The organism is Chryseobacterium sp. SORGH_AS_0447, assembly GCF_030818695.1.
Taxonomy (GTDB): domain Bacteria; phylum Bacteroidota; class Bacteroidia; order Flavobacteriales; family Weeksellaceae; genus Chryseobacterium.
In genome coordinates, this window is sequence record NZ_JAUTAR010000001.1 from 125476 (window position 1) to 137506 (window position 12031).

At 38.1% G+C, this 12031-nt stretch carries 11 protein-coding genes and 1 pseudogene; 9 read left to right on the plus strand and 3 right to left on the minus strand.

The window, feature by feature from the left end:
* The first annotated feature begins 179 nt into the window (after positions 1 to 179).
* From QE422_RS00560 to QE422_RS00575, 4 genes are all read left to right on the plus strand, one after another.
* Complete coding sequence (locus QE422_RS00560; RefSeq protein WP_307454307.1) at positions 180 to 2885, plus strand: TonB-dependent receptor; 2706 nt, start codon at positions 180 to 182, stop codon at positions 2883 to 2885.
* Positions 2886 to 2980: 95 nt separating this feature from the next.
* Positions 2981 to 3418 carry a hypothetical protein gene (locus QE422_RS00565; RefSeq protein WP_307454309.1) on the plus strand — a complete coding sequence of 146 codons (438 nt, stop codon included), beginning with the start codon at positions 2981 to 2983 and terminating at the stop codon, positions 3416 to 3418.
* A 32-nt stretch (positions 3419 to 3450) separates the two neighbouring features.
* Positions 3451 to 4443 (plus strand): aspartate-semialdehyde dehydrogenase, encoded by a 993-nt coding sequence (locus QE422_RS00570; RefSeq protein ID WP_307454310.1) that lies wholly within the window; start codon positions 3451 to 3453, stop codon positions 4441 to 4443.
* A gap of 54 nt (positions 4444 to 4497) precedes the next feature.
* The gene (locus QE422_RS00575; RefSeq protein ID WP_307454312.1) at positions 4498 to 5496 is read left to right on the plus strand and encodes a cation diffusion facilitator family transporter; all 999 of its coding nucleotides are present in this window, start codon (positions 4498 to 4500) and stop codon (positions 5494 to 5496) included.
* A gap of 234 nt (positions 5497 to 5730) precedes the next feature.
* Here QE422_RS00575 and QE422_RS00580 read toward each other — a convergent pair whose 3' ends face one another.
* Complete coding sequence (locus QE422_RS00580) at positions 5731 to 6162, minus strand: exosortase F system-associated protein (RefSeq protein ID WP_307454314.1); 432 nt, start codon at positions 6160 to 6162, stop codon at positions 5731 to 5733.
* Entirely contained in the window at positions 6149 to 6679 is a 531-nt protein-coding gene (xrtF, locus tag QE422_RS00585) for an exosortase family protein XrtF (RefSeq protein ID WP_307454316.1), read from the minus strand. The genes QE422_RS00580 and xrtF overlap by 14 nt, the downstream gene beginning before the upstream one ends.
* A 48-nt stretch (positions 6680 to 6727) precedes the next feature.
* Here xrtF and QE422_RS00590 point away from each other — a divergent pair.
* From QE422_RS00590 to QE422_RS00610, 5 genes and pseudogenes are all read left to right on the plus strand, one after another.
* Positions 6728 to 7748, plus strand: a pseudogene (locus QE422_RS00590) (aminoglycoside phosphotransferase family protein).
* Between the two features lie 158 nt (positions 7749 to 7906).
* Positions 7907 to 8314, plus strand: coding sequence for an ATP-binding protein (locus QE422_RS00595; RefSeq protein ID WP_373463311.1), 408 nt, complete (start codon positions 7907 to 7909; stop codon positions 8312 to 8314).
* An 81-nt stretch (positions 8315 to 8395) separates the two neighbouring features.
* Positions 8396 to 9109, plus strand: coding sequence for a nucleotidyltransferase family protein (locus QE422_RS00600; protein ID WP_307454319.1), 714 nt, complete (start codon positions 8396 to 8398; stop codon positions 9107 to 9109).
* 6 nt (positions 9110 to 9115) lie between these two features.
* Positions 9116 to 9868 carry a TIGR00730 family Rossman fold protein gene (locus QE422_RS00605; protein ID WP_307454321.1) on the plus strand — a complete coding sequence of 251 codons (753 nt, stop codon included), beginning with the start codon at positions 9116 to 9118 and terminating at the stop codon, positions 9866 to 9868.
* A gap of 105 nt (positions 9869 to 9973) precedes the next feature.
* Positions 9974 to 10396 carry a DUF6702 family protein gene (locus QE422_RS00610; protein ID WP_373463312.1) on the plus strand — a complete coding sequence of 141 codons (423 nt, stop codon included), beginning with the start codon at positions 9974 to 9976 and terminating at the stop codon, positions 10394 to 10396.
* A 236-nt stretch (positions 10397 to 10632) separates the two neighbouring features.
* Here QE422_RS00610 and QE422_RS00615 read toward each other — a convergent pair whose 3' ends face one another.
* Positions 10633 to 12027, minus strand: coding sequence for a DUF5689 domain-containing protein (locus QE422_RS00615; protein ID WP_307454323.1), 1395 nt, complete (start codon positions 12025 to 12027; stop codon positions 10633 to 10635).
* Positions 12028 to 12031: the final 4 nt, after the last annotated feature.

Below are 12031 nucleotides of genomic sequence, written 5' to 3' on the forward strand. Positions count from 1 at the left end.
CTATTAAAAATTCAATAATGTGATTTTTTTCATACGGAATCTCAACTATTATTCAATGCATTGTAAATCAGAAATTTAAACCTTATTGAGAATGGTTAAAAATTAACATACAGTTAATATTAGTTAAAATATATTTCCTCAATTTTGCAGAAAATTTAATCTAACTATTACTAACGATTATGAAATTAATCAACAAATCAATGCTTACTGCGATAATCACGTTATCCACAGCAAGCGTTTATTATGCTCAACAGGTTCAGGATACTGTAAAAGACACAAGATCCAAAGACATTGAGCAGGTTGTACTTACAGGAGTTGCTGATATTGCTAAAGAGAGAAAAACTCCGGTAGCTGTTTCTACAATCAAAGAAGCACAAATCGTACAAAGATTGGGTAACCAGGAATTTCCTGAGATCCTGAACACAACACCATCTGTATATGCTACTAAAGGCGGTGGTGGTTTTGGAGATGGACGTTTGAACGTAAGAGGTTTTGACACTTCTAATACTGCTGTAATGATTAACGGTGTTCCCGTTAATGATATGGAAGGTGGTACAGTATATTGGTCCAACTGGGCCGGGCTTTCTGATGTAACTTCTGCCATGCAGATTCAAAGAGGTCTTGGAGCATCAAAATTAGCAATTGCTTCTGTAGGAGGAACAATTAATATTATAACAAGAGCTGCAGATAAAAAGAAAGAAGGTAATGTAACTGTAGGTCTTGGTAATGATGGTTATCTTAAAACTTTATTTTCTTATAATACCGGAAAATCTGCAAAAGGGTGGTCTACTTCATTCTTAATGAGTAGAACAGCTGGAGCAATGTACATTGATGGTTCAGATTTTGAGGCATATAATTATTATTTCGCTTTAGGCTTCCAGCCAAATAAAAAGCACGATTTCCAATTTACCTTTACAGGAGCTCCACAATGGCATAATCAAACATTTAATAATACCATCGCAACCGATTTGGATATGGGCGACGGAAGATTAGATGGTATCTTATCTGATAAACCAAACAGAAGATATAACTCTAACTGGGGTTATTTAAATGGAGAACAATATTCACAAAGTGTAAATTTCTACAGCAAGCCAGTTGCATCTATTAACTGGGACTGGAATATTTCTGAAAAATCAAAATTATCTACTGTTGGATATGCCTCTTGGGGTAGAGGTGGTGGAACAGGAATTTTGGGTTCCATCAACGGAAAGGGTATCAACGCTTTACCAAAGACAGCAGATGGATTGATTCGTTTTGATGATATTTATGCTTGGAATACGGGACAAACAGTTGCCGACTTTGGAGCAAATAACAAGACGCCGTTTATTGGTACAAGTTCCAATGGTATTACCAGAAGAGCGAGTATAAACTCACATGACTGGTATGGAATTCTATCTAATTTCCAACATAAAGTTAATGATAACTGGAATTTCTCTTTAGGTATAGATGCAAGGTACTACTATGGTTATCACCCAGGTCTTGTTACTGGTTTCTTAGGAAATAGAGAATATCGTGAAGCAGGAAACTTCAATCAATATCCGTATTATACAGTTACGCAAGCATATGAACCTGTACCGCCGGCAAATCCTTTTGCAGCTGCGGTGAAAGATAAATCGCAGATTGTATATAGAAATTATGACGGTAAAGTTCTTTGGGGAGGAGTTTTTGGACAATTAGAATATACAAACGACAAAATTTCTGCATTTGTTCAAGGTTCTGCGTCTGAACAAAGTAACCAGAGGATCGACAATTGGGTAGGAACAGCAGATCTTTATAGTGGATCAACTTTAATTGCCTCTCACCTACAACAAGGACAAGAAGTAAGCAGAACAACAGAACAAAAATTCAGATTTGGATATAATGCAAAAGCCGGTGTAAATTATAACATTGATGAACAGCATAATGTTTTTGTAAATCTTGGTGTTTATTCCAAACAACCAAATCAAAATGCTATTTTCCCTTATAACTTACCAACTAAAACGTTCGGCTCTCTATATCAGCAAATTGAAAACAAAGATTTAAGAAACGAAAAAATATCTTCTGCTGAAATTGGTTATGGATTTAAAAGTGGTAAATTCAGAGCAAATCTGAACGCTTATTACACAGATTGGAAGGATAGATTTGTTCGTATTACAGGTATTACTTATATTAATCCTGATAATACTACTGGTACAAATGGTACAGCAAGTTTAACAGGTGTGCGAGAAGTGCACATGGGGGTTGAATTGGAAACATTCTACAAACCTTTAAATTGGCTGGAATTCAACGGAATGCTTTCTTTAGGAAACTGGAAATACAAAAACAACCCAACAGGAAGGATAGCTAACGTAAATGGTGATCCAATTACTACGAATGGAAAAGACGAAGTAACTTTAGCGTTAGATGGACTGAAAGTTGGAGATGCAGCACAAACAACAGCTGCTTTAGGGGCAACAGTAAGACCTGTTAAGAATCTTGATGTTTTCGGAACTTGGAGATATTATGACAACTTGTACGGAACATTCAGCATTAATAATAGTTTTATTATTAGAGACGGAAATATTCCTGCAGCCAGAGCTGAGAAAGGTTCTTTAGAAGCACCTTCTTATAATCTTACAGATGTTGGAGCTTCCTATACATTTAATTTGAAGAACGGTAGTAGACTAATTGTTACGGCGAATATCTATAACCTATTTGACACTACCTACATTTCAGATTTGAGATCATCAGTTAAAAAAACATTCTCAGATTTTAAAACTAGTGCGAATACTAACGAGCAGGCACAAGCCTTGTTAGATGCTTATAACGCAAATCCTAAAAACTTCTACAAAGGGTTAGATGTTAGCAATAACGTTTATTTCGGATTCGGAAGAACTTGGTCAGCATCTCTTTCTTATAGATTCTAATCAAATAAAAACATTAGATTTTATACATACCAATCCCGGCATTTCGCCGGGATTTTTTTGTTATCTTTGTGTACTTAAAAAAGAAAAAATAGATTATGGAATTTTACAACATTTTGCTTAATGCGCACAAAGGAATCGGATACCTGGAAATTCTTCTGGTGACCTTATTTGTAGTTGCCCTTTTAACGACGATGTTCGGCTACAGTGGAAAAGTAAATAAGTTTCTTAAGAAAATTACCCTTTTCACAATGATCTTTTTCCATGTGCAGTTTATAGCAGGAATTGCTTTATTATTGGTATCTCCTGGGGTTAAAGCTGCTTTATCTGCAGGAACGTTAATGAGCGATTCTTATTCAAGATTTCAATACGTAGAACATCCGTTTTCAATGTTAATCGCTGCTGTTTTAATGACAATCGTTAACAAAAAAGTAAAAACAAACCCTACCATTACCTTAGGTGTAGTGATTATGGGATTAATTGCCGTAGGTTTATTTGCATTCGCGTTCCCTTGGACCAGAGTCTTTGGGGCATAAATATATTAACAAAATAATTTTTAATTAAATCAATGAAAGTAGCTGTAGTAGGTTCAACAGGAATGGTTGGACAAGTTATGCTTAAAGTTCTCGAGGAGAGAAACTTCCCTATCACCGAACTGATCCCGGTAGCATCCGAAAAATCTGTAGGTAACAAGGTGAAGTATAAACAGGAAGAATTTACAATTGTAAGCATGAAGGACGCTATAGCTGCCAAACCTGATATCGCGATCTTCTCTGCCGGAGGCGGAACTTCTCTTGAATTTGCTCCTCTTTTTGCTGAAGCAGGTACTACCGTGATCGACAATTCTTCTGCCTGGAGAATGGATCCCGACAAGAAACTGGTAGTTCCGGAAATCAATGCAGAGGTACTAACCAAGGAAGATAAGATCATTGCCAACCCGAACTGTTCTACGATTCAGCTGGTGATGGTATTAGGTCCATTGAATAAAAAATATGATCTTAAGAGAGTGATCGTTTCCACTTACCAATCCGTTACAGGAACCGGTAAAGCAGCCGTTGACCAGCTAAATGGAGAAATCGGCGGAGATGATTCCGTTGCTAAAGTATACCCTTACCAGATCTTCAAAAATGCATTGCCACACTGCGATGTTTTTGCAGACGACGATTACACAAAGGAAGAGATTAAACTTATGAAAGAACCTAAGAAAATTTTAGGGGACGACACGTTTAATTTAACGGCAACTGCCGTGAGGGTTCCGGTACAGGGAGGCCACTCGGAAAGTGTAAACATCGAGTTTGAAAATGAATTCGATCTTGACGAAGTAAGAAAAATCTTATCCGAAACTCCTGGAGTTGTAGTGGTAGACAATGTGAAAAACAACGAATATCCAATGCCTTTATATTCCGAAGGAAAAGATGAAGTCTTTGTCGGAAGGATAAGACGGGATCTCTCACAGCCCAAGACCCTGAATCTCTGGATTGTGGCGGACAATCTGCGAAAAGGAGCCGCAACCAACGCGGTACAGATTGCAGAATACCTGGTAGAAAAGAACTTAGTGTAAACTAACAAACATAAAAAGAGTCTCAAAATTGAGATTCTTTTTTTTAGCTAACCGATGAACGTTCAGCAGAATAAAAATAAAGATAAATTAGCCTTCCAGAAGCTTATAGCCGTTTTTGGAGTCATCCTTTTTATAGGGAAAATCGTTGCATGGAAACTGACGAATTCAGATGCGGTCTTTTCGGATGCGATGGAAAGTATCGTCAATGTAGTCAGCGCCTTTATGGGACTATATTCCCTTCATCTGGCCGCCAAACCGAAGGATGAAGACCATCCTTACGGCCATGGAAAGGTGGAATTTGTAACCTCCGGAATCGAAGGTGCCCTTATTGCCATTGCCGGAATCATGATCATTTATGAGGGCATCAACAGCCTTATCGTCGGAAAGGTTTTAAGCAAGCTCGATGTCGGTATCTGGATCATCGCGGCCACAGCTGTTGTGAATTACCTGTTGGGTTATATTTCTATTAAAAAAGGAGAAGCTGAAAACTCTCTGGTGCTGATTTCATCCGGAAAACACCTGCAATCCGATACCATTACCACTTTGGGTGTAGTGATCAGTTTAATTGTAGTTTATTTTACTAAAATTTACTGGCTGGACTCAGTAGTCGCTTTGATTTTCGGGCTGTATATCATCTTTGTCGGGTACAAGATCGTCCGGAAGTCTTTAAGCGGAATTATGGACGAGCAGGACCCTGAATTACTCAACCAGATTATCAAGGTACTGGAAGAAAACCGCCGAACGGAATGGATCGATGTGCACAACATGAAAATCCAGCAGTTCGGAGCCAATCTACATATCGATGCCCATATTACCTTACCCTGGTATTACAGCCTCCGCGATGCGCACAACGAAATGGAAAAAATGATCATCCTTCTGGCCAAAAACACCAAAAGAAGTGTCGAATTCAATTTTCATATGGACGACTGCAAGCCGATTTCCTGCCCGGTCTGCCAGATCGCAGACTGTCCGGTCCGTGAGAAAGATTTTGTGAAAAGAGTAACCTGGACCCCGGAAAATGTGACCAATACGGAAAAGCACACTGCGGAATGAAAGTATTAATTTAAAGTTGGCAGGATTTGATTTACTGTTAATTGAATATTGAAATGCATATCGGAATTCAGAGAGGTAAGTCAGTATTTTAAATTGGCTTTCTATTTATATAATAAAAAATGATCTCATTTGATAATAAATACCTCTAACTGTAATGTTGACAAATAAACTCCAAGCATCCAGCTTCCCTCTTCCAACCTATTAATCCAATTTCTGCTTTAAGTCCACATTAATTTATTTTTTCTCTAAATGTTTCCGGTAATAAAACATCGGGATAATCAGAAGCAGAATCAAGGGCTGGATTACGAACCGCCGCATATAGAAAGAAAACAGATATCCGATTTCAAAACGATCGTAAATACAATAAAGATAAATCGGGAAGGTAATCAGAAAAATAATGATTATTAAAATCGCTCCCTGGATCGTCCATTGCTTATTCCGGAACCAGCAATGAATAATCAGGCAGGAGAAAAAGAGATTTAATACAAATCTGAAAAGATATCCTGTGATTAATTTTCCCCATTCAAATGATGGAAAAGGAATATTTTTTTTTGCTTCATGGAAATAATTGAGAAAAGGATCGTAGAAAAGCCGGTCTTCCACTACCCTGATACCGATGAGCCCAAGTACACCGAGGATTACCAGAAACCAATTAAGAATTCTCATTTTTTAGTGCAAAAAATTTAATCCAGATCAGCCACAGAACAACCACCGTCCCATAGATTACTGCCGGAAAGATAAAATCATGTGAAATTTTTCCGTATTGCTTGTAGTCGGCCATAACGATATTTAAACCTACAATCCTCAGGAGATTCATTACATACAGCAGGATAAGACCAATGAATGCAAAAACAAAAGTTTTAGAGCCTTTATAAAAAGCAAAAACAAAAGCGACAAAAAGAATCATTACCGATACGGCATTACACCCTTCCACCATCCGGGTCACGTATTCCTGTTTTACGTAAAACCATACCTGTTCTCCTTTTATATCATTATAAAGCTGGGTAGGAAAGCCAATAGAATTCTGAATACCACTCACCTGTTCTGCAATCATCCGGGAAAAAGGATCAAGGCCTTCCCCCCGAAAACAGTTCAGAAAGAACTGATAGCCAAAAAGCAGCACCAGGTAAATGATGATGAAGCGCAGCAAAATGCCCAAAACAGGTTTAAAATCCTTTAACATGCTGCAAAGATAGAAATTCGACCGTAAATTACTATATTTGTTTCGCCTATGATTTCCGAATACGCACAACGATTTTTTGAAAATTATACAGAAATACCATCTTCTGAATTTGTAACTTTGGCTCAAAGCGGTTCTGCAAGAGTCAATTTTCTGGCAGCAGCCGGAAATAATAAATACATTGTAACTTACAACGAAAATATTCGGGAGAACGAAAGCTTTCTGTATTACTCAAAAGTTTTTGGCGGTTTACAGCTTAATACCCCAGCTATTTTTGCCGTTTCCGAAGACTGCAGGATGTATGTCCAGGAGTTTCTAGGAGAAAACACCCTTTCTGAGATCATTACGAATAGAAGGTTTATCTAATCAAGTAAAATCTCTAGTTAAACAGACTTTGGAGAAATTACACCTTTTACAGGTTTCAACAAAGGATAAGATTGATTTCAGCAAAACGTTTGAATATGAAAGCTATGACGAACTTCCGGTAACCCACGATCTGTACTATTTTAAAAATTTTGTGGCAGATGTGCTGGAACTGGAATACCATAAATCGACTCTGCTGAAAGAGTTTAAAAAAATCGTGAACCTCATCGAAAATCTGGAACCGAAAGGACTCATGATCCGCGATTTTCAGGCCAGAAATATTATGGTGAATGAAAAGGATGATGTCTCTTTTATCGATTACCAATCGGCGATGCAAGGTCCATTGATGTATGATGTCATTTCATTTCTGTTTCAGGCCAAGGCTAATTTTCCTGAAGATTTTAAAAATGAAATGCTGGAATACTACATCAATTTAACCGAGGATCAAATAATTAAAGACAAACTAAAATCTTCGGTGGAACCAATTCAGATGATGAGATTCCTTCAAGTATTGGGTGCCTACGGTTTTAGAGGACTCATCCAGAGAAAAAAACATTTCATATCAAGCATCTCCCAAGGAATAGAAAACATAACCGCATTCTCAAACACCTGGGAAGGTATGAAAAATTATCCCGAGCTAAAACAGCTCATCGGACAATTAAGCCTGGAGAAAACAAGGTTAAAAATTGAAGAAGTTTTAAAACATTAAATAGTAATAACCCTAGTATTGTCATTCCGTAGAATCTCAACAAAGCATAAAAAAGCACGAAAGATTCGGATTTAGATTCCTCCGGAATGACAAAAACACAATTAAAACTTATCAGAAAATCAAACTTACTTATTAACAGTTTAAATAATAAATTAAAAATGCTACACATCGATATACACAGCTTTTCCTATAAGAAAGGAGGAATCCCGAAAGATGAAACGGGAAACGGAGGTGGTTTTACCTTTGATTGCCGTGGAATACTGAACCCGGGAAGAGTGGAAGAATATAAGATACAGACAGGAAATGATATCGGTGTTCAGGAATACCTGGAAACTAAAACAGACATGCCTAAGTTTTTGGAATTAATTAAAAGCTTGATATCTATCAACATCGACAATTACCTAGAAAGAGGTTTTGAAAACCTTCAGATCAACTTCGGATGCACGGGCGGGCAGCACCGATCGGTTTATTCTGCGATTAAAATTGCCCATTTCATTGAAGAAAAATACGGCAACCAGGTAGAAATCAGCCTTCATCACGATGAACAGCACCAGCTTAATTCATAAATGATAAATGATAATTTATAAATGATTATTAACCATCTTGAAAATTATCAATCATAATTCATCACCTATCAATTATAGACTATGAAGGCCCTTATTTTTGCAGCAGGAAAAGGAACCCGACTGAAACCCTTTACCGATCATCATCCGAAAGCACTGGCTAAGGTAAACGATATTCCTCTTCTGGAAAGAAATATCCGATATTTAAAAAATTTCGGTATAACCGATTTTGTCATTAATATTCATCATTTTGGAAATCAGATTGTTGATTTTTTAAAGCAAAACGATAACTTCGGGTGTAAAATAGAAATCTCAGACGAATCCGGGGAACTGCTGGAAACGGGAGGCGGCTTGATTTTTGCTAGAAAATTCCTCGATCATGGCGAAGATTTCCTGATCATGAATGCGGATATTCTTACCGACATCAACATTACTGATTTTGTAGAATACCACAAAAAGATAAAAGATTTTGCTACATTAGCCGTTTCGGATAGAGAGAGTTCCAGGAAGTTACTTTTCAATGATGATTTGGTGCTGAGAGGCTGGCTGAATGTACAGACCGGTGAGCAGAGGCTTGCGGAATTCAACAAAGGCTTTAAGCCATTGGCCTTCAGCGGAGTGCACTGTATAAATCCTCTTATCTTTGAAAAAATAAAAAGAACAGGCAAATTTTCTGTGATGGAAGAGTATCTGGATCTGATGCACACGGAGCATATTCATGGTTTTGTGCATAACAGCATCCTGATCGACGTCGGAAGACCGGAATCCGTTACAGAGGCCGAAAAATATTTTAAATAATTTGCAATGGGAATGGAAGGAACACGGGATGAAAGCTTGATCAATCCTGAATTTGAAACAGACGATACCAGGCTGCACAACAGTTTACGGCAGAAGACATGGGATGAAACCGTAACAAAGGACAGCTGGATGGTTTTCAAGGTGATGGCTGAATTTGTGGACGGCTATGAGAAGCTGGCTAAAATAGGACCTTGCGTTTCCATATTCGGGTCTGCGAGGCTACAGCCGGAAAGCAAATATTACGAAATGGCTGTTGAAATTGCAGAAAAAATTACCAAAATCGGTTTCGGGATCATTACCGGAGGCGGTCCGGGAATTATGGAAGCCGGAAATAAAGGTGCTTTTAATGCTAAGGGAAAATCCATCGGACTCAATATCGATTTGCCCTTTGAGCAGCATTTCAATCCTTACATCAATAAATCATATTCCATGAATTTCGATTATTTCTTTGTGAGAAAAGTGATGTTCGTGAAATACTCGCAGGGGTTTGTGGTAATGCCCGGAGGATTTGGCACACTGGATGAACTTACGGAGGCCTTAACATTGATCCAGACCAATAAAATCGGGAAATTCCCTATCGTGCTGGTCGGTTCGGAATTCTGGAGCGGGCTGCTGGACTGGTTTAAAGCGACACTGTTGAAAGAAAAGATGATTCACGAGGAAGATCTCGACCTATACCGTGTGGTAGATACGGCGGATGAAGCAGTAGCACACATCAAAGCCTTTTACGATAAATATTCTGTGAATGTCAATTTCTAATTGGCATATTATTTGTGATTTAAACAGACAACCATGAGTGCAAATTTATTTTTTAAGATGAAAAAAATTTTATATATATCAGGAATTTTAACATTTTTTATGTTAATGAGTTTCACGTATGTAGACTTTTTCTCTTCAATGACCAAGGTGGATTATATAGATGGAAGCAAAACATTGAAGTTCACTACAAAAATGAATACAAATCATATTTCTGATGCCATAAAAATCAACCCTAACACGGCAGGATTTGAAGCAGAAGTTAAAAAGTATGTAAATAACAATTTTGATGTGTACGTCAACGGAGTTCCCAAAACAATTACTTTCACGGGAAGTCAGGTAAGCGGAGAAACAGTATGGGTATATTTTGAAACGGGAGGCGTTTCGGACATCAATACCTTAAGAATAAAAAATACCATTCTTCTAAGCACTTTTCCCAAGCAGATTAACCTCGTTAATATAGCTTATAAAGGAAGCCAGAAAACAATGAACTTCCAACGCGGAAAAGAGGTAAACGAAGTATCTTTTTAAAGACCGTTTAAATTAGCTAAGACCACTGCATTTGCGGTGGTTTTTTTATGGTTGGCTTGAATACAATTAATGAGCTTACCAACAGTTTTGAGGCTAAAAGAAAGCCTTTTTATTGTTTTAGAGAATCAGTACCGGATGTAAAGCTATAATCAGTTTTAGTATGAATTAAACTACTTTTATAAAACAGGAAGACTGCCGATACTGGCAGTCTTCCTATTTTAAAATATTCAAACATCTTATTGAACCTGAATATTATCTAACTGAACGGTAGTGGTTACTCCACTTCCGTTTCCGGTGTATTCAAATAGAATAAATCCGTTACCTGTCAATGAAGTCGGGAAGCTGTACATTCCGGCAGGCGTCAGCGTTCCGTAACCGCTTACAGGAGTCTGCGGGATATTGGTGAATGCCGATGTAATATCGTTCTTCGTAGCCTGGGTAATATCACCAAGCGGAGTATAATTGGTTGTGTAATATACTTTTAATGCATTACCATTCCAGAATCCAACATTAACATCGAATTTTAGGGTGTTTGCAGCGGTAAAGTCTACCGGAACTGCGAAATACGTCACATAAGGACCAGTTCCTGAGTTTGCTCCCAACTGAATGTATTTGTTGCTGTTGAAAGTCTTCAACTGCCAGTATCTGTTTCCTAAAAGCGCATCATTTACATATTTAGGAAATACTTCAAGGTTACTTGGTGTTGTCGGGTAGCTTTCAAAGTTTTCAAGGAAAGATCCTGAATACGTAATGGCTGTTCCCCCTTTTGGCGGCGTTGCATCTACTCTTGCTCCTTTGAAATTAATATCCTTGGTATTTCTAATCAGCATCTGCCAGTTTGAATTGTAACGGCTTACCACAAAAGTAATATCTCCGTTTCCTGTAGGAAGCAATGAAGATCCTTCGGCAAAGAATCCTGAGTTTCTTAAGGTAACGGTGTTTCCGGAAGCATCCTCCAGAGTCCTGTCCGTATCGACACCCGCTCCGGCCACATAATCGATAAATGTTTTAGGATTAGGATAAATATCTCCAATCGCAAACTGAGCATTCGAAACTTTTACGAGAGTATTGATATATTGATCGTTTTTAGCAGCTGCCAGGTTTGGCAATTCCAAAGGCTTAAGAGTTGCCACTTCAAGACCGTTTCCATTACAAACTCCGGAAACATATCTGCTTAACAGCGATGCCGGAATTCTTCCGATAGAATAAGTAGGATCCACAGAACCGATCTTTACGGTACCTCTGTCTAATCCTAGTCGAAGACCTTTTGCGTTAATTCTGATGTGCGCTCCTACCGGAAAGTCTGCGTAGTTGCTGGATCTGTCCACTTCAATCTGTAAACCGGCCGTCGGATTTTCAGGCTTATCCTGGAAAGAAATCGTTTTGTAGAAGTTTCCGTTCTCGTCTGAAGAAACTACATAACCGTCAAAAATCTGGTCATTTGAAATTAAGACATATCCTGTAGAAGGAGCCTGAGCTTTAAATGCCGCAAGCGTCATCGTAGGCGCAGCAAATTTATTTTCACATTTAATAGGCGGAGTTTCCCACTCGTCTTTCTGAACGCAAGATGTAATCGAAATTGCTGCAACCGCAACCCCTGTTACCAAACTTAAGTATTTCTTTATTGTCATTTTA

What these genes read in the sequence shown, in the direction of transcription:
- QE422_RS00560 (WP_307454307.1), top strand. Translation starts at nt 180, where the DNA reads ATGAAATTAATCAACAAATCAATGCTTACTGCGATAATCACGTTATCC.
- QE422_RS00565 (WP_307454309.1), top strand. Translation starts at nt 2,981, where the DNA reads ATGGAATTTTACAACATTTTGCTTAATGCGCACAAAGGAATCGGATAC.
- QE422_RS00570 (WP_307454310.1), top strand. Translation starts at nt 3,451, where the DNA reads ATGAAAGTAGCTGTAGTAGGTTCAACAGGAATGGTTGGACAAGTTATG.
- QE422_RS00575 (WP_307454312.1), top strand. Translation starts at nt 4,498, where the DNA reads ATGAACGTTCAGCAGAATAAAAATAAAGATAAATTAGCCTTCCAGAAG.
- QE422_RS00580 (WP_307454314.1), bottom strand. Translation starts at nt 6,162, where the DNA reads ATGAGAATTCTTAATTGGTTTCTGGTAATCCTCGGTGTACTTGGGCTC.
- xrtF (WP_307454316.1), bottom strand. Translation starts at nt 6,679, where the DNA reads ATGTTAAAGGATTTTAAACCTGTTTTGGGCATTTTGCTGCGCTTCATC.
- QE422_RS00595 (WP_373463311.1), top strand. Translation starts at nt 7,907, where the DNA reads ATGCTACACATCGATATACACAGCTTTTCCTATAAGAAAGGAGGAATC.
- QE422_RS00600 (WP_307454319.1), top strand. Translation starts at nt 8,396, where the DNA reads ATGAAGGCCCTTATTTTTGCAGCAGGAAAAGGAACCCGACTGAAACCC.
- QE422_RS00605 (WP_307454321.1), top strand. Translation starts at nt 9,116, where the DNA reads ATGGGAATGGAAGGAACACGGGATGAAAGCTTGATCAATCCTGAATTT.
- QE422_RS00610 (WP_373463312.1), top strand. Translation starts at nt 9,974, where the DNA reads ATGAGTTTCACGTATGTAGACTTTTTCTCTTCAATGACCAAGGTGGAT.
- QE422_RS00615 (WP_307454323.1), bottom strand. Translation starts at nt 12,027, where the DNA reads ATGACAATAAAGAAATACTTAAGTTTGGTAACAGGGGTTGCGGTTGCA.